The organism is Rhodospirillales bacterium (assembly GCA_016710335.1).
Classification (GTDB): domain Bacteria; phylum Pseudomonadota; class Alphaproteobacteria; order Rhodospirillales; family Defluviicoccaceae; genus JADJXQ01.
The window spans coordinates 343,787-360,308 of record JADJXQ010000005.1 but is presented as its reverse complement, the minus strand read 5'-3'; the positions used below and the strand labels follow the sequence as shown (position 1 = coordinate 360,308).

The 16,522-nt window shown below is 68.3% G+C and carries 14 protein-coding genes and 3 pseudogenes; 6 read left to right on the top strand and 11 right to left on the bottom strand.

The genetic code is table 11. The features are described 5' to 3' along the window. The first annotated feature begins 87 nt into the window (after positions 1-87). Both IPM60_11365 and IPM60_11360 read left to right on the top strand, forming a co-directional pair. A complete protein-coding gene (locus IPM60_11365) occupies positions 88-1,176 on the top strand; it encodes a hypothetical protein (GenBank protein ID MBK8908471.1) in 1,089 nt (362 codons plus the stop codon). A 21-nt stretch (positions 1,177-1,197) separates the two neighbouring features. After that, positions 1,198-2,364 carry a patatin-like phospholipase family protein gene (locus IPM60_11360; GenBank protein ID MBK8908470.1) on the top strand — a complete coding sequence of 389 codons (1,167 nt, stop codon included), beginning with the start codon at positions 1,198-1,200 and terminating at the stop codon, positions 2,362-2,364. A gap of 16 nt (positions 2,365-2,380) precedes the next feature. Here the strand turns inward: IPM60_11360 and IPM60_11355 are convergent, their stop codons facing one another. Further along, on the bottom strand, positions 2,381-4,222 hold the full coding sequence (locus IPM60_11355) for a hypothetical protein (GenBank protein MBK8908469.1): 1,842 nt from the start codon (positions 4,220-4,222) through the stop codon (positions 2,381-2,383). A gap of 236 nt (positions 4,223-4,458) precedes the next feature. On the opposite strand from IPM60_11355, the gene IPM60_11350 reads away from it, so the two are divergent. From IPM60_11350 to IPM60_11340, 3 genes are read left to right on the top strand one after another with little or no spacing between them, the layout of a single operon-like run. After that, positions 4,459-4,899 (top strand): PaaI family thioesterase, encoded by a 441-nt coding sequence (locus tag IPM60_11350; GenBank protein MBK8908468.1) that lies wholly within the window; start codon positions 4,459-4,461, stop codon positions 4,897-4,899. 50 nt (positions 4,900-4,949) lie between these two features. Then, positions 4,950-5,918 (top strand): aldo/keto reductase, encoded by a 969-nt coding sequence (locus IPM60_11345; GenBank protein ID MBK8908467.1) that lies wholly within the window; start codon positions 4,950-4,952, stop codon positions 5,916-5,918. Between the two features lie 13 nt (positions 5,919-5,931). Then, positions 5,932-6,864: a DMT family transporter gene (locus IPM60_11340; protein ID MBK8908466.1), complete on the top strand. Its 933-nt coding sequence runs from the start codon at positions 5,932-5,934 to the stop codon at positions 6,862-6,864. A 60-nt stretch (positions 6,865-6,924) separates the two neighbouring features. On the opposite strand, the pseudogene IPM60_11335 reads toward IPM60_11340, so the two are convergent. Next, a pseudogene (locus IPM60_11335) lies at positions 6,925-7,110 on the bottom strand (flavodoxin family protein). Positions 7,111-7,179: 69 nt separating this feature from the next. Between IPM60_11335 and IPM60_11330 the strand changes: the two are divergent. Next, positions 7,180-8,397 (top strand): annotated as a pseudogene (locus IPM60_11330) (transposase). 170 nt (positions 8,398-8,567) lie between these two features. On the opposite strand, the pseudogene IPM60_11325 reads toward IPM60_11330, so the two are convergent. The 9 genes and pseudogenes from IPM60_11325 to IPM60_11285 form a co-directional block, all read right to left on the bottom strand. Further along, positions 8,568-8,843: pseudogene (locus IPM60_11325) on the bottom strand (NAD(P)H-dependent oxidoreductase). A 70-nt stretch (positions 8,844-8,913) separates the two neighbouring features. Next, on the bottom strand, positions 8,914-9,183 hold the full coding sequence (locus IPM60_11320; protein MBK8908465.1) for a hypothetical protein: 270 nt from the start codon (positions 9,181-9,183) through the stop codon (positions 8,914-8,916). Between the two features lie 148 nt (positions 9,184-9,331). Then, positions 9,332-9,781 (bottom strand): DsrE family protein, encoded by a 450-nt coding sequence (locus IPM60_11315; GenBank protein ID MBK8908464.1) that lies wholly within the window; start codon positions 9,779-9,781, stop codon positions 9,332-9,334. Further along, entirely contained in the window at positions 9,768-10,610 is an 843-nt protein-coding gene (gene moeB / locus IPM60_11310; GenBank protein ID MBK8908463.1) for a molybdopterin-synthase adenylyltransferase MoeB, read from the bottom strand. The genes IPM60_11315 and moeB overlap by 14 nt, the downstream gene beginning before the upstream one ends. 23 nt (positions 10,611-10,633) lie before the next feature. Next, positions 10,634-11,620, bottom strand: a complete 987-nt coding sequence (gene cysK / locus IPM60_11305) for a cysteine synthase A (protein ID MBK8908462.1) — start codon at positions 11,618-11,620, stop codon at positions 10,634-10,636. A 54-nt stretch (positions 11,621-11,674) separates the two neighbouring features. Then, entirely contained in the window at positions 11,675-12,130 is a 456-nt protein-coding gene (locus tag IPM60_11300) for an Rrf2 family transcriptional regulator (protein MBK8908461.1), read from the bottom strand. A gap of 24 nt (positions 12,131-12,154) precedes the next feature. After that, positions 12,155-12,625: a dUTP diphosphatase gene (gene dut / locus IPM60_11295; protein ID MBK8908460.1), complete on the bottom strand. Its 471-nt coding sequence runs from the start codon at positions 12,623-12,625 to the stop codon at positions 12,155-12,157. 68 nt (positions 12,626-12,693) lie between these two features. Then, positions 12,694-13,899 (bottom strand): bifunctional phosphopantothenoylcysteine decarboxylase/phosphopantothenate--cysteine ligase CoaBC, encoded by a 1,206-nt coding sequence (gene coaBC / locus IPM60_11290; protein ID MBK8908459.1) that lies wholly within the window; start codon positions 13,897-13,899, stop codon positions 12,694-12,696. 120 nt (positions 13,900-14,019) lie between these two features. Further along, entirely contained in the window at positions 14,020-16,344 is a 2,325-nt protein-coding gene (locus IPM60_11285; GenBank protein ID MBK8908458.1) for a hypothetical protein, read from the bottom strand. Positions 16,345-16,522: the final 178 nt, after the last annotated feature.

The window sequence follows — 16,522 nt, the reverse complement described above, 5'->3', positions numbered from 1 at the left end:
TCCCTTCGGCAGGCGGCGCGGTACGCCCGGGAGTCGACGGCGCGGCTTCGTTGCCGTCATTCTTGTCGCGCTCGCGGTTCTCCTTTCGTGCCGACGCTGACCGGTGGACGAGCGATGGCCGAGGCTACCGGTTCCGGCCCCTATGCCGTCATCGAGGTGGGGAGCAAGGGCGTGCGCGGGTTCGTGTTCGATCTCGATACGGCCCGCCATGAGCGCTGCCACAAGAATTACGACGCCTACTTGGGCTGCCTCGACCTCAAGAGGCTCGAGTCGATCAACGTCAGCCCGCTGCAACGGGGTTCCGTCGACGCCACCGCCGATGCCGTCGCCACCCATGTCGCGACTCTGAAGGACCGGCATGGCGTCGACGAAACCCGCATCTACATCGTCGGCAGTAGCGGCATCGCCAATGTCGAGCACCGCGACCACCTGATGGTGGCGATCGAGGACCGCGTCGAGCCGGCCTACGCCATGGACTTCGTTTCGGCCGATATGGAAGCGACACACGCATTCGACGGCCTCCTCAGCCTCGGCCGCAGCCAGATCCGGGGACCCGCTCACGCGCGCTTGCTGGTCATCGACATCGGCAGCGGCAACACCAAGGGCTCGTATCTCGAGGTGTCGGGCGGCGAAGAACGGGTGGTCGGGTTCGGTATTCCTTGGGGCACAGTCTCGGCCACGAACCAGATCGACGCCAACCGCGGCAGCGGCGCGTTCGCACCGGCCGCCGCCGACTGGCGCGACCATGCTCTTTTGCCAGAACTCGAAGCAGCCTTGGCGGATCGCCCCGGCGCCCGCGAACGCGACCTCGTCTACCTGATCGGCGGAACGCCGTGGGCGCTCGTCACCCTGATGTTGCCGGACAACACCGACAAGGCCGTGCTCATCGATGGTGCGCTGGTCCAACGCTTCCTGCGTGAGACCTCCGCCCCCGACGCCGGGGCGCGGCTCTGCTCCGCCAACCCCCGCAATACGCCGGGCAGCGCCATCGCTCGCGTCTGCAGCGTCTTCACCGTCGACAACCTCGCCGCCGGGGCGCACATCGTCTCTGCCCTTGCGACTGAACTGAGCTTCAGCAAGAGCGGCAAATCGGTGTTTTTCATCCGCGACTCCCAGTTTGCGTGGCCGCTCGGGTACCTGCAGAGCCGCCTCAGCGGCGACCACACAGCCCGCTGACCAACCAAACGGCCGCAACCCATGACCAGCCGCGACGAGCACCTGTTCGGGCCGGGGCCGAAGCGGATGCTGGCGCTGGAGGGGGGAGGGGTGCGGGGGATCGTCGCGCTGGCGTTCCTGGAGCGGATAGAGGCGATGCTGGCGGAGCGGTCCGGGCTCGGTTCTCGTTTTCGCCTCTGCGACTACTTCGACATGATCGGCGGGACGTCGACGGGGTCGCTGATCGCAGCCGGCCTCGCCCTCGGGTTCAGCGTTGGCCAGTTGGTCGATATCTATCTCAACCTTGCGCATCGGGGGTTCCGCGGCGCCCGCTGGCACGGCGGCGTGCTGATCCCGAAGTTCCGCACCGAGCCGTTCGTCGCGGTGCTGCGCGAGCAGATCGGCGACGCGACGCTCGGCTCCGAGCGGCTCAGAACCGGCCTCGCCATCGTCGCCAAGCGCATCGACACGGGCAGCGTCTGGGTGTTCCACAACAACCCCCGCGGCGTCTATTTCGGCCCCGCGGCGCACGATGACGGCGCGGCGCCAAATCGCGATCTGCCGCTGGTCAACCTGGTCCGCGCCAGCACCGCGGCGCCCACCTTCTTCGCGCCGGAGACGATCGAGATCGCCCGCGGCGTCAAAGGCGTATTCGTCGACGGCGGCGCCAGCCCGCACAACAACCCGTCGCTGCTGCTGCTGATGCTGGCGGCGCTGGAGGGCTATGGCTACCGCTGGCCGCTCGGCGCGGAGAACCTCCTGCTCTGTTCGGTCGGCACCGGCGAGCAACCCGTCGCCCGCTCCGCCCAGGAGTTCGCCCGCATGAGCGGGGCGTCCCTGGCCGTGCAGTCGCTGATGTCGATGATGAACGACTGCAACTGGCTCAACCAGACGCTGTTGCAGTGGCTGTCGGAGTGCCCGACCCCCTGGACAATCGACAGCGAAATCGGCGACCTCGCCGCCGACCGGCTCGCGGGCGGCCCGCTGCTGCGCTATCTGCGCTATGACGTGGGTCTGTCCCGGGCGTGGCTGGAGCGCGAACTGTCCATGATCCTGTCGGACCGGGAGCTGGCCGATCTCGCCTGCATCGACCGGCCGGAGCTGGCGAGCCGGTTGCTCGGCCTCGGCCGCGCCGCCGCTCTTCCGCAGATCAGCGAGACCCACTTCAGCGAGCGCTTCGACCCGCCGCCGGCCGGCGCTGTCGCCTGAATTCCGAGCTTGAGGGTCAGGCGGGCAGCTCGGGCGGACGCGCGAGGAACAACACCCGCCAGTCCAGGACCTCCTCCACCATCAGGTTGGCGGCGCTCTCGGCAAGGTCGCCGAGGGCGGCAGATGATGACGACGGCGTCTTCGCAAGTTGGTCCGCGGCCTGGTCGAGACGAGCCGACAATGCCTCGCTGCGTTGGGCGAGGCGGTGGAACTCGCCTTGGCTGGAGCGGGCCGCGAAGGAGGCGCCGAACGCCGGCAGGACCGCCGCCAACATGCTCAGCAGGCTGGGCGTGAACGGGCTGGGCAGGCAGTGGCAGATCTCCTCGGCAAGATGGGCGGCGACGACGACGAACGTGAGGGCGAACAACAGGACATGCGTCAGATGCAGCGCGTGCGCCACCCGCTCGCTGCGGTGCGCCGTCCGCTTGTGGTAGGCAGCCTGATCACGGATCAGCGGCAGCGCGACATCGTACACGAAGGCTTGCCGACCGGGCTCGTCAAGGGTTGCGCCGTGGAGGCCGGCTTCGCGAACGACGGCATGGAAGTGCCAACGGGCGAAGCTGGCGCTTGGGTTGGCGAAGTCGTGGTGGGCGGGAAAGCGGGCGACGCCCGGCGCTCGGCCGAGCGGCGCCAGCATGTCCATGAGACGGAATTGCTCGGCGAGGAACCGGTACTCGATCCAGCGCTCGTGCCAGCGCCTGCGTTGGGCGCTGAGCACCAGCGCCAGGATGAGCACGATGACCACGAGTTCGCCGATGGTCCACAGCATCTCGGCATGCTTGACCCACGGCCAGATGTCGCCCAACCCGAAGGCCAGCAGCGCGAAGAGGACGGCGACCGGCGCCAGGGTGAAACCCAAAACGAAAGAGCCGCGATGAGCGCCGGCGTAATAATCGGCAAGCTGGTCGGCCCAGAGGTAGTGCTCTTTCCGGCGGTCGATCGCCGCGGTGACCCGTTGCGGGGAAGCGAGCCGGTCTGAAAATGACGGAAGCGTCGCCGAGGGCCGGATCCACGTCCACGAGAACAGCGCAACGAACAAGGTGTAGAACGGGGCGAGCAGCGACCAGCGCGGCCACGGCTCGGCGAAATACGTCCTCCACGTCAGACCTGCTGCGGGGCCGTGACGCTTGGTGCGGGAAGACGAGTCACTGTCGGGGGGAAGGAGAAACATCCGGAGCCGCTGATCGAGGCGATCGACGGGAACCGTCGTGTGAGCCCCGCCGTCGCCCGGTGACGCGATTTGCTCCAGGAGTCGGGGTCCGGACGCGGGATCCCGCACGTCGATCCAGAGCACCGGGACGCCGAGAGCCAGCGCATCGGCGACGATGCCGCCGGTCCCGGCGCTGCTGACCGCCTCCTCGCCGTCCCATATAGCGATCAGAACGTCGCACTGGCGCAGCACAGTCAGCCCGCAATCCCGATAGGCGCGATCCCGCGCCGCGGCCGCCTGATGGTCGCCGCCGAGGGTGAGCACGGCCGAAGCTTTGGAAATCAGGTCGCGGAACGCGGCTTTCGAACGCTCGTCCGCGAAGTCCTCCTCATAGGCGTCGGCCGCGAACGGCAGTACGGCCTGGAGGTCGTAGCCGCGCTCCAGACCGATGTGCGCGACCATGCGATCGGCTCCCTCGGCGAGGGGAGACACGACGCGCAGCATCGGGTCTTCGTCGCGATAACAGCCTGCCGCGCGAGCTTCCGCTCCGATGGCCGAAAGCGCGTCCTCAATGGCGGCCAGGGCGGTGCGGATGCCGGCGACGACCGCATCCTGCTTGTCGTCAAGTTTGTTCGGCCGATGCCCGGTGACCCCGACCCTGAGCGCCAGCCGCGCTCTCGGGGGATGCTTGTCGTTGCTGAGCATCATTGCTTTTCCTGCGATGATGTACTCGGGAATGGTAGCGGCCGGCCACGTCGTTATACGGCCCACCCTGCGATTGCAAGGCAAACCCACCGGTCGAACGGCTTCCTCCGCGTCGTCGCCGGGCCCGCCGCCTGAATGTCCCGGGCGCTTTTGTGCGTTGATGTCGCGGTGGCGACTTGGCATGGATCACTGAAGCCGCTACCAATCTCGGCGGGAGCTTGGGTAGGAGCACGGTCGCCATGGCGCAGTTCGAGCCGAGGAACCCGGATTTCCGGGCTTTTCTGGAAGGTTATGTGGGGGCGCAGCGGTATCTCAGGCTGATCGGCGCCGAGTTGGTCGAGATCGAGCCGGGAGAGGTCGTGTTCCGGGTTCCCTACCGCGACGATCTGGGTCAACAGGACGGGTACTTCCACGGCGGCGTGGTCGGCAGCGTCGCCGAGGCGGTGATGGGCGCCGCGGCGGCGTCGCTGGTGGCGAGCGGCAGCAACGTCGTCGGCGCCGAGTACAAGGTCAATCTGCTGTCGCCCGGCACCGGGGCGGCGCTGATCGCCCGCGGTCACGTCGTGAAGCCGGGCAAGCGGCTGATCGTGTGCCGCGCCGACGTGGTCGGCGTCGACGCCCATGGCGGGGAGACGCCGGTCGCCATTGCCCAGGGCGCCATGGCCGTTATCGCCGCTTGAACAACCGTAAGCGAACCGCCGCAAACGCTGGGGGAGGACCGACGATGGGAATGGATAGCGCGTTTCTCGGCCGCACGGGCCTGCGGGTGTCGCGGCTCTGCCTCGGCTGCATGACCTACGGGTCGACGCAGTGGCGGCCGTGGGTGCTGGACGAAGAGGTCGGGCGGCACTTCATTCGGGACGCGTTCAACGCCGGGATCAACTTCTTCGACACCGCCGACATGTACTCCCGCGGCGTCAGCGAAGAGATCCTCGGCCGCGCGCTCAACGACGTGGCGCGGCGGAACGAAGTGGTGATCGCGACAAAGGTGTTCAGCCCGATGAGCGACGCGCTGAACGACCGTGGCCTGTCCCGAAAGCACATCATGGAGTCGATCGACCGCTCGTTGCGGCGCCTCGGCACCGACTACGTCGATCTCTACCAGATCCACCGCTGGGATCCGAAGACGCCGATCGAAGAGACGCTGGAGGCTTTGGACGACGTGGTGCGGGCCGGCAAGGCGCTCTACCTCGGCGCCTCCAGCATGCACGCGTGGCAGTTCATGAAGGCGCTTGCCTTGCAACAGCGCCACGGCTGGGCGCGCTTCGTCTCCATGCAGAACCACTACAACCTGCTCTACCGCGAAGAGGAGCGGGAGATGCTGCCGTTGTGCTTGAGCGAGGGCGTCGGCGTCATCCCGTGGAGCCCGCTCGCCCGCGGCCGTCTGGCGCGGCCGGTGGGGGAGAACACCCATCGCGCAGACACCGACGACTTCGGCAAGACGCTGTACGGTGCGCCGGCCGACGACGCGGTGATCGACGCCGTCGCCGGCGTCGCCGCCGAGCGCGGCGTGACGATGGCGCAGGTGGCGCTGGCTTGGGTGTTGTCGCGGCCGGGGGTCGTGGCGCCCATCGTCGGCGTCTCCAAGCCTCATCACCTGAGCGACGCCGTCGGCGCGCTCGCCCTCAGCCTCGACGACGGGGAGATCGAGCGCCTCGAAGAAGCTTACCAGCCGCAACCGGTCCGCGGCCATACGTAGGCCGACAGCGCTCGTGCCTGCAAACCACGTCCGAGACCGTGAGCCGGATCTGGACCCGTACAGGCTGAAGGGGCTGGTGCTGGTGGTGGGCGCGGTGCTGGTGCTCAGTCCCGACGTGCTCATCATTCGCCTGATCGAGACCGACCGTTGGACGCTCCTGTGGGGGCGGGGCCTTCTGATGGCGATCGGCCTGGCGGCGTATCTCGGGCTGCGCTACCGCGGCGAAGCGGTGGCGCGGGCGCGGGCGATCGGCCGAGCCGGCGTGTTCGCCGCAGCGCTGTTCACCGGTTCAACGATGATGTTCGTCAGCTCGGCAACGCTCACCACCGCAGCCAATACGCTCGTCATCCTCAGCGCCGCACCGCTGTTCGCGGCCGTGTTCAGCCGCGTGTTCCTGAAGGAGTTGGTGCCGGCGCGCACCTGGATCGCGGTTGCCGTTGCGGTCGCCGCCATCGCGCTGATCTTCGCCGGCAGCATCGGCGGCGGGACCCTGGTCGGCGACCTGTGCGCGGTCGCCTCGGCGGCCTGCCTTGCCGGCTATCTGGTCGTGCTCAGCCACGCACGCGCAGTCAGCATGATACCGGCGTTGGCGCTGAGCGGCCTGATGGTGGCGGCGATCATGGCCCCGGTTGCCGATCCGCTCGGCGTGACGCCCCGCGACATGGCGCTGTTGGCGCTGCTCGGCCTCCTGATCATGCCGATCGCCTTCGGCCAGTTGACGGAGGGCTCGCGCTATTTGCCGCCCGCGGAGGTCAGCCTGATCACGCTGCTGGAGATGGTGCTGGCGCCGTTCTGGGTGTGGCTCGCCATCGGCGAAGTTCCCGGCCTGGCGACCGTCATCGGCGGCGCCGTCCTTCTCGCCACCCTGATCGCTCACGCCATCCTGGGCCTCCGCACCACGCCGCCGACGGCTGCGCGACAAGGCGTGGAGCCGGACGTGCGATGAGCACGCTGACATAGCCAAGACGCCCGTTGCAGCACGTCCGCATCGGGCTCGGTCCTGCAATTAGAACACGCCCGCCTCGAGGCCCGCGGCGACCGCCATGCCCAGTTCCTCGCATGTCCCGACGAAGGACTCCTGCCAGGGACCGCGGCAGACCAGTGGCTCCTGGACGGCGCGCCAGCGCAGCCCGGTGACGATGGTCTCGACGGCGCGGCGGGTGCCGGTGCCGTCGTGGCCGGCGCGGACGTAGCAGCCCGTTGACGAAGTCGTGCGGTTCTGACTCCATGCACCTGTGGTGGAGTTTGCGGGGGTAGTGTGATGGCGCTGGGACGGCAGAGGGATCGGCAAGGCGAGCTGATGGTGACGTGGCGCGAGATGCCGCGATCGCCGGGCCACGTTTTCTATGATCGGCTGCAGGCGGTGCTGATCGAGGCCGGCTTTGACGCCTTTGCGGAAGAGACCTGCAAGCCGTACTATGCGGCCCGGATGGGCGCGCCGTCGGTTCCGCCTGGGCGCTATTTCCGGATGCACATGGTGGGCTACTTCGAGGGGATCGACAGCGAACGCGGGCTCGAATGGCGTTGCTCGGACTCGCTTTCGCTCAGGGAGTTTCTGCGTCTGGAGACGACGGAGCGGGTTCCGGATCATTCGTGGCTGTCGAAGACGCGAAGCCGGCTGCCCTATGAAGCTCACGACCGGGTGTTCGGCTGGGTGCTCGCGCTTGTTGACGAGCATGGTCTGGTGACGGGCGATCGGATCGGGGTGGACGCCTCGACGATGGAAGCGAACGCGGCGCTGCGGACGCTGGTGCGACGGGATACGGACGAGACCTATCGCGAAATGCTGAAGCGGATGGCGGAAGAGAGCGGCATCGAGACGACGACGGCCGAGGATCTCATTCGTATGGATCGCGCCCGCAAGGGCAAGAAGCTGTCCAACGAAGACTGGGTGAGCAAGAGCGATCCCGACGCCAAGATCGCCAAGATGAAGGACGGGACGACGCACTTGGCCTACAAGCCGGAGCACGCTGTCGATCTCGATACCGGTGCCGTCGTGGCGGCGGAGATCCACGCCGCGGACGATGGTGACACGACGACGCTCACCGGCACGCTGGAGGTGGCGGAAGCCAACCTGGCGCAGGTCGGTCGGGCGCCGACCCGGGCCGACACCGCCGAACTCGTCGCCGATAAAGGCTACCATTCGCGCGCGGTTCTGAAATCCCTGGCGGACAGCCCCTGGACGACGCGGATCGCCGAACCGCACCGCACGGCATTGCTTCGCTGGCACGGCGACACCGAAGCCCGGGACGCGGTCTACGCCAACCGCAACCGACTCCGCTCGCAGGTGGGAAAGCAAGCCATGCGCCGGCGCGGCGAGATCGTCGAGCGATCATTCGCCCACAATCTGGAGCGCGGTGGCATGCGGCGAACGTGGCTACGCGGCAGGGAAAACGTCCACAAGCGCTACCTCATCCACGTCGCCGGTCACAATCTGGGCATCCTCATGCGCCGGCTCATCGGCGCCGGGACCCCGAAAGAAGCCGCCGCCCGCGGGGGCGTCTTCCTGGTCGTCATTCGAACTCAGTATGCTCTGGCCATCATCCTCTTCGCCGCAACAGAAACCGAATTCGGCAGCCTCACGGTGATGGTCACCGCCGAACCCAAAATGAGCGCGACACCCCTTTCGTCAACGGGCTGGTAGAGCACGTAGGGCAGGCCCTGGGTGTGCTCGAGGCACGGGTAGTAGATGCGGTCGAAGAAATCCTTCAGCGCGCCGCTCATGTAGCCGAGGTTCTCGGTGGTGCCGAGGATGATGGCGTCGGCGGCCAAGACCTGCTCGGGACCCGCGTCGAAGGGGCTGCGGACGTCGACGTCGACGCCGCCGATATCCGGATGCCGCGCGCCGGCGACGACCGCATCGCGGAGCCTTGTGGTGTTCGGCGAGGGCGCGTGCGCTACGATGAGGAGGCGCTTTTCAGTCATGACGCCGGAGAGCTTGGCGCGCCGGCCCGGCTATGACAAGGGCGAACGCTGCGTCATGGCGTTGAGTAGGCTACGCGCGGCCCGGTTGAAGGCAGTCCGGCGAGGCGCTTGGCGGGTGGCCCTGGGCCGCGGACAGCATGCGGTTGATGATCGCTTCGAGGCGGACGTTGTCCTCGATCAACGCGTCGAGGAACCGGTCGCGCTCGGCCGGCGGCAGATCCTGATTGTCGCGCAGAATCTCTGCAGCGGACCGCATCGACGTGAGCGGGGTCTTCAGCTCATGCTCGAAAAGCGATCTGCAGGGTTCCGGCATGAAGTTGTCGCTTCTCGTCACTGTCATGGGGAGACCTCCGTAACGAAGGGTGGCTCCTCCCATCCACCTTAGTTGCGTCTAATATGCCTAGGGGTTCAGCTTTCGTCAAGGGCAAGCACGACTGCATAATTCTTGTGCAATCGGTCGGACTGCCTGTTAACCGGCGCCTACCCGCTCAGATAAACATCATGGCTCCGTCGGGGGAGGCGTCGGCAAGGAAGGTGACGATGCCGGCAACCTCCAGCGGCACGTCATCGCGAAGATCGGAAGGGGCGAGGCCGACCGCCTTGAGCCCCATCTCGCAGACCAGGAAACGAGCGCCCAGCGCGACGCAGGACGCGAGCAGGTCCTCGAATGTGGCGAGGCCGCCGGCGGCGAACCGGTCGTCAAGCTGCCCCGCCGTGCCCCCCTCCCCGTCCGGTAGCGCGCGCCACGGGACGGCGCCGTCCGCTGCCGGCCGGATCAGCGTCCGGCAGGCCCCCATGGTGAAGAACAGGGTGGCGGGCTTGTCGATGGCGCGCGCCGAGGCCGCCAGGGCGAGCGCGTAGTGCACCCTGCCGACATCGCCGGCGTAGACGACCAGCGACAGCTTGTCGGGGCCCGCGGCCTTTCTACCCGCCGGCATGAGCACAGGCTTCCGTGTCGTGCTCGCCGTGCGCCGACAGGTCGACGATGCTGGGCCGGTCACCGCACAGCGGGCAGGCCGGGTCGCGGCGCACACGGATCTTGCGGACCGTCGAGGAGAGCGCGTCCAACACCATCAGCCAGCCCGACAGGCTCTGGCCGATGCCGAGCAGTTCCTTGATGACCTCGGTCGCCTGCATCGAACCGATGACGCCGCAGAAGGCGCCGAGAACACCCGCTTCGGCGCAGCTCGGGATGTCTCCCGCCGGCGGCGGCTCGCGGAACAGGCATCGATAGCATGGACCAGGGGCTTCGCCCGAGGCGGGCTCCGCGAAAGGCTTGAAGGTCGCGACCTGGCCATCGAAGCGGAGTATGGCGCCGCTGACCAAGGGCCGCTTCGCAAAATGGCAGGCGTCGTTGACGAGAAAGCGGGTCGGGAAGTTGTCGGAGCCGTCGGCGACGATGTCGTACGCGGAAACGAGATCGAGGGCGTTGTCCGCCGCCAGCCTGGCGTGATGCGAAACGACGCGCACGTCCGGGTTGATGGCGCCAATGGTGCGCCGGGCGCTCTCCACCTTGGGTAAGCCGACCGCGGCGGTGGGGTGGACGATCTGGCGCTGGAGATTGGAGAGATCCACCACGTCGTCGTCGACGACGCCGATGGTGCCGACGCCGGCAGCGGCCAGGTATAACAGCAGGGGCGACCCGAGACCGCCGGCGCCGATGATCAGCACCCGGGCGTTGAGGAGGGTCTTCTGGCCGTCGCCGCCGACCTCGTCGAGCAGGATGTGACGAGCGTAGCGCTGGATCTGCTCTTCGCGGAACTCCATCCCGGCAGGTGCGGGCGCGGCCCTCACTCCAACCCGATCCCTTCGAACAACGCCGTGGACAGGTAGCGCTCGGCGAACGACGGCAGGATGACGACGATGGTCTTGCCGCCCATGTCCTCGCGGGCGCCGATTTCGATCGCCGCGGCCAACGCCGCGCCCGACGAGATGCCGACCGGCATGCCTTCCAGGCGGGCCACGCGGCGCGCCATCGCGAACGCCGTCTCGTTTCCGATGCGGACGACCTCGTCGATCAGGTCGGCGTTGAGCACCGCGGGCACGAAGCCGGCGCCGATGCCCTGGATCTTGTGGGGGCCGGGAACGCCGCCCGACAGCACCGGGCTGTCCTCCGGCTCGACGGCAATGGCGCGGAACTCCGGCCGGCGCGCCTTGATGACCTCCGCGACGCCGGTGATGGTGCCGCCGGTGCCGACGCCGCTGATCAGGACGTCAACCTTGCCGCCGGTATCGCGCCAGATCTCCTCGGCGGTGGTCCGCCGGTGGATCTCCGGGTTGGCCGGGTTGTTGAACTGCTGGAGCATGACCGCTCCCGGCGTCGAGGCGACGATCTCCTCGGCCTTGGCGACAGCCCCCGGCATCCCTCTGGTCGCCGGCGTCAGCACGATCTCGGCGCCGAGCAGCGCCAGCATCTTGCGCCGCTCCAAGGACATGCTGTCGGGCATGGTCAGGATCAGGCGGTAGCCGCGGGCGGCGCAGACGAAGGCAAGGGCGATGCCGGTGTTCCCCGAAGTCGGCTCCACCAGCACCGCGTCACCGCCGACGCGGCCCGAGCGCTCGGCAGCCTCGATCATCGCCAAGCCGATGCGGGCCTTGACCGACGACAACGGTTTGAAGAACTCGCATTTGCCGAGCAGGTCAGCCTTGCATCCGGTCTCCTCCGCAAGCCGGCGCATGCGGACCAGCGGCGTATCGCCGGTGGTTTCGACGAAATTGTCGTAGATCCGGCCGCGCCCGGGCGCATCGACCGCGGCATAGGCATCCAGGGTGTTCATCTTGCGCGGCCCCTTCCGTTGGCTGAAGCGAACGGCGCCCTTGGCGCTTCTCGCTCAAATGGAAAAATCGAGGCTGTTGCGTCCCTCGCTGGCGATGCCGGCGCGGTGCGCGTCCTCGCACAGATCGTCGATGGTCAGATCGTCGAGTCGCTTCATCACGTCGTCCTGGATGTCGCACCACAACGGCCGCACCACCTTGCGTGCCAGCATCGACCCGCAGTCGTCGTTGAGATCGTCCTCGCCCGCTTCCAGGCCGCGCACCACCCGCACCACCTCGCCAACCGTAATGCGGCGCCGTTCACGGGCCAAGCGATATCCGCCCCTGGGGCCGCGCACCCCGATCAGGACTCCGTCCCGCACCAGGTTCTGCAGGGCCTGTTCCAGGTAGCGGCGGGGGATGCCCTGGCGTCGGGTGATTTCGCTGCTCTGCACCGGTTCGCTGCCGGCATGGTAAGCGATGTCGAGCACCGCTTCGATGGCAAACAGCGTCTTTCTGGACAGCCGCAACATGTTCGTACCCGCCTCCCGCCGCGTTCAGAGCACGCCGGACGCGCTGCCGGTCGATCCGAACCCGCCGGCGTCGCGCGCCGTCGGCGGCAACTCCTCCGCCTCCGCCCAGGCGACACTGACCACCGGCGAGACGATCATCTGGGCGATGCGCATGCCGCGCTCGACGACGAACGCCGCGTCGCCGAGGTTGATCAGCACGACGGCCACCTCGCCACGGTAGTCCGCGTCGATGGTGCCGGGGCTGTTGAGCACGGTGACGCCGTGGCGGGCGGCCAGGCCGGATCGCGGCCGCACCTGCGCCTCGAAGCCCGCCGGCAGGGCGATCGCGATGCCGGTCGGGATGGTGGCGCGGCCGCCGGCCGGCAGCACGACCGCCGTCGCAACCGCCGCCAGCAGATCGACGCCGGCGCTCGCCGACGTCGCGTGGGCGGGCAGCGGCAGGTCGGCGCCGTGGGCAAGGCGGCGAACGGCGACGGTAACGGGGCCTGTGTTCATGCCGGTCGCGGGACCTGTGTTCATGACGGTCACGGGACCTGTGTTCATGACGGTCGCGGGACCTTTGCTCATGACGGCAGCGCCTCAGCGATGCGGAGCGCGAGGCGCTCGGCGACCGCCTGTTTGCTCATCGGCGGCCAGTCCTCGACGCCGTTGCCGGTGATCAGGTGGACCGTGTTGGCGGCGCCGCCGAAGGTTCCTGTCTGCGGCGAGACGTCGTTGGCGACGATCCAGTCGCAGCCCTTGCGGCGTCGCTTGTCGGTGGCGTTGGCCACCACGTCGTTGGTCTCCGCGGCGAAGCCGATGACCAGGCGCGGGCGCGGCGTCCCGGCGGCGATCGTCGCCAGTACGTCGGGATTTTCCTCCAGAGCCAAAGCCGGCGGGTCCTCTCCTGCGGCTTTCTTGAGTTTCCGCGGGGCGATGGCGCTCACCCGCCAGTCGCACACGGCCGCGGCGAACACGGCCACATCCACAGGCAAGGCGCCGTCGCAGGCCGCGAGCATCTGGTTCGCCGACTCGATGCGGATGACGTCGACGCCGGCGGGATCAGGCTCGCCGGTGGGTCCGGTGACCAGCGTCGTTGCCGCGCCCAGTCGGGCCAGCGCGCCGGCGATGGCGTGACCCTGCTTGCCCGACGAGCGGTTGCCGATGAAGCGGACGGGGTCGATGGCCTCGAACGTCGGGCCGCTGGTCACCAAGGCCCGCCGCCCGGCGAGGCGTCCGTTCCCGGCGTCCACGAAGAAAGCCTCGACGGCGGCGACGATGTCGTCCACTTCCGCCATCCGCCCCATGCCCCATTCGCCGCAGGCCATGTCGCCCTCGTCGGGGCCGACGGTGCGGACGCCGCGCTCGGCCAGCACCCGCAGATTGGCCCGGGTCGCCGGATGCTCCCACATGCGCACGTTCATCGCCGGCGCCGCCAGGATCGGCTTGTCGGTCGCGAGAAGCGCCGTCGTCGCCAGATCGCCCGCCAGCCCCGCCGCCATCTTGGCGAGAAGATCGGCCGTCGCCGGGGCCACCACCACCAGGTCGGCGGCTCGGGACAGGCGAATGTGGCCCATCTCGCTTTCGTCGGTGAGCGAGAACAGGTCCGCGTATACCTTGTTCTCGGAAAGCGCCGCCAGAGACAGGGGCGTCACGAACTCCGCACCCCCGGCGGTCAGGATGCAGCGCACCGCCGCCCCCCGCTCCCGCAGACGGCGGATCAACTCGAGGCTCTTGTACGCCGCGATCCCCCCGGCGACGATCAGCAATATTGTTTTTCCCGCGAGCACGTGCACACGTCAGCATTATTTACGAACGAGTAGTGTGGATAAACTACGCGTCCGCGTTCGCACGCGCAAGCCCATTTGACACCCTCGCCCTGGCACTCTCCCGCAAGCGGCGGAGGAGGATCAAGTTGTGCGCGGTGCGGATCCCTGGCTGCTGCGGCGCGAGGCGGTGCCGGCGAGGGCGACGAGGGCGGTGAGGAACATCCAGACCGCCGCCGGCAGCGGGGTCGCCCGCACCGCCACGTCGGCGTAGAAGGCGCCGTCGCGACGGCCGCCGGTCAGCACCATCGACATCGCCAGGTCGAGGATGCCGTCGGCGCTGACGTAGCCGCTCATGTCGCCGAGATCGACGCTGTTGCCGGTGAAGAACGCCAGCGCCTCGGAGAGTTCGGTGAACGCCTCCCTGAAGGTGACGGCGCCGTCCTCCACGTCGACCAGGAACGACAACGTCTCGAAGCCGCCGCCGGAGAACGCTGCGTCCACCAGATCCAACTGCAGCATCGGCGTCCGGCCGACGAACGACGACACATCGGCGGTGAAGTTGAGCTGGCTCGTATACGTCGCGAACGTGATGGGGCCGTCGCCCGTCGTGTGGCTGGCGCCCATGGTCGCGGCGGCAACCAGCTTCGCGCCTCCCCGCCCCACATCCGCCGGCCCCCCAGCCTCCGGGAACAGCCGGCCGTAGGCCACGGTCCCGGCCAGCCCCGCCGACGCACCCCCGAACACCGACGTCGGATGGAACATCGCCGCCCCGGCATTGGCCTCGTTCCGCACCGGCCCGTCCGAAACCGCCCGCGCCAGCACGCTGCCTTTCGGTCCAGTTGCTTTGGCTGTTGCCGTGGCCTTGCCAGCGGCGCTGTACTCGACCCGACCATTGTTAAATGTCAAGATGCCGCGAACGCCACCCTCGGCATTTGCCGCAGACCGGATTCTGCCGGGGCCCCGTCCTTCTGCGTAAGCCTTACCATCACCTGCCAAACCTGGCCCGGCGTCCTCAGACTGGTAGTAATCAGGCGTCGGATAGGAAGGATAGGCGTCACCCCCTCTCGCCGAAGCGTCAACCGATATCTCGCTTCCGCCGCGGCCATCGGCTTCGGCCGTTGCATCGCCGCCCTTGCTTCCCCTCGTGCCGCTGTCAGTGGGTATGGCGAGCCCGCCGGTCGCGGTGGCTTCTACGGTGATGATGTCGGTGCCGATTGCATCTGCGATGGCGTGAGCATCGCCGCCGACCGCTGCCGGTCCGTCGTACATGAATCCGTCGCCGCCCGTTGCCGCTGCAATCGCACTGGCGCTGCCGTCCCGCACTACAGTCGTTGCGTCGGCCATGGCGTCGCCACCGTCGCTCGAGCGCCCGTTTCCACCAACTGCCGTGGCCGCCGCCGATCCGGTGCCCGTACCGACAACGGTCCGGGCGCCAGCAGTTGCGTTGCCAGCTTCAGTGCCTGATTCTGCGTCTTCTGTATCTCCACCAGTGGCTGTAGCCGTGGCATTGGCCCTTCCGACCTCATAAGCGTAGGCTTGCGCGTCCGAGACCGCGTCTCCTGCAAGCCCGCTTCTCCCGGCGTCGCCGAAGCGTGCGATGCCGCCGTTGGCGTTGGAGATCGCGGTTGCAATACCTTCACTAACCGATGCGCTTGCTCTGCCGTTCGCATCGCCGCCATCGCCGCCTCGCGAGCCCGTCACACCAGGCGCGCCGTCGCCGCCGGTCGCATCGACGATGGCCGTGGCGCTGCCGCGAATCGCAGACGCGCCAGCATTGGCATCCGCCCGACTGCCATTGGCACCAACATCCCCTTCACTGCCCGCTCCGCCCGATGCAGTTGCAGTAGCCTCGGCATCCGCGTTATTGGCGGCAGCAACCGCGGTGGAGTTCGCTAGGCCGCCATTTCCTCCGAGACCACCGTAATTGTAGTAGTAGGAAGTCCCGGTCCCGCCTCCGGGTCCACCGCTGGCCTCGGCCGTTGCTGCAGCATCGACGTCGGCCGTTACCGTTTTTGCGGTGGCGTCGGCGTCTCCCCCGGTCCCTCTAGACGATGTGCCGTAGCTGGAAGCAAAATCACCCGCGCCACGCTCGCCTCCGCCCCCGCCGATGGCCTTGGCAACATGGCTCGGGCTAGGGGTGCCGCTGGCCTCGGCACGTGCGTTGCCGCCGCGGCCGCCGTCGCCGCCGCGGCCGACGCGCACGCCGGGCGCGGTCGCTTTGCCCCCATCCCCGCCGTCGCCGCCGCGGCCGCCGATGGCGGTGGCGTGCTCTGTGGCGCCATTGGCGATGGCGTCTCCGCCCGGACCGCCCGGTTGGCCGGGCTCGGGCGGGTTGCCGTCCGCGCCGTCGGCGCCGTCGGCGCCGGGGGCGCCGAGCACGCTGACGCTGGCGGCCCACGCTGGGCTTCCGAGACCCACGGCCAGTGCAAACATCGAAACGGACAGAAGATCGGTGCGGCGCATCATGGTGTCCCCCCTCTGAGCCTTATCGGCAATTAGTCATGTTCTCACGGAGACTCCAATTTTGGCAGAACTTTGTCAACAGCAATGAGGCGACATCCGGAGAGATGGCGCTTGCACGCGTCGGGTCGGCGGTCGAGGGTGTAGCGGGCTATACGCCGGCCCGCGCCCGCGCAAGTCCCTT

Bases quoted from the DNA above. Each gene is read 5' to 3' on its own strand.
- IPM60_11300 (MBK8908461.1), bottom strand. From the start codon at position 12,130: ATGTTGCGGCTGTCCAGAAAGACGCTGTTTGCCATCGAAGCGGTGCTC.
- IPM60_11345 (MBK8908467.1), top strand. From the start codon at position 4,950: ATGGATAGCGCGTTTCTCGGCCGCACGGGCCTGCGGGTGTCGCGGCTC.
- IPM60_11355 (MBK8908469.1), bottom strand. From the start codon at position 4,222: ATGATGCTCAGCAACGACAAGCATCCCCCGAGAGCGCGGCTGGCGCTC.
- IPM60_11360 (MBK8908470.1), top strand. From the start codon at position 1,198: ATGACCAGCCGCGACGAGCACCTGTTCGGGCCGGGGCCGAAGCGGATG.
- dut (MBK8908460.1), bottom strand. From the start codon at position 12,625: ATGAACACAGGCCCCGTTACCGTCGCCGTTCGCCGCCTTGCCCACGGC.
- IPM60_11320 (MBK8908465.1), bottom strand. From the start codon at position 9,183: ATGACAGTGACGAGAAGCGACAACTTCATGCCGGAACCCTGCAGATCG.
- moeB (MBK8908463.1), bottom strand. From the start codon at position 10,610: ATGGAGTTCCGCGAAGAGCAGATCCAGCGCTACGCTCGTCACATCCTG.
- cysK (MBK8908462.1), bottom strand. From the start codon at position 11,620: ATGAACACCCTGGATGCCTATGCCGCGGTCGATGCGCCCGGGCGCGGC.
- IPM60_11285 (MBK8908458.1), bottom strand. From the start codon at position 16,344: ATGATGCGCCGCACCGATCTTCTGTCCGTTTCGATGTTTGCACTGGCC.
- IPM60_11315 (MBK8908464.1), bottom strand. From the start codon at position 9,781: ATGCCGGCGGGTAGAAAGGCCGCGGGCCCCGACAAGCTGTCGCTGGTC.
- IPM60_11350 (MBK8908468.1), top strand. From the start codon at position 4,459: ATGGCGCAGTTCGAGCCGAGGAACCCGGATTTCCGGGCTTTTCTGGAA.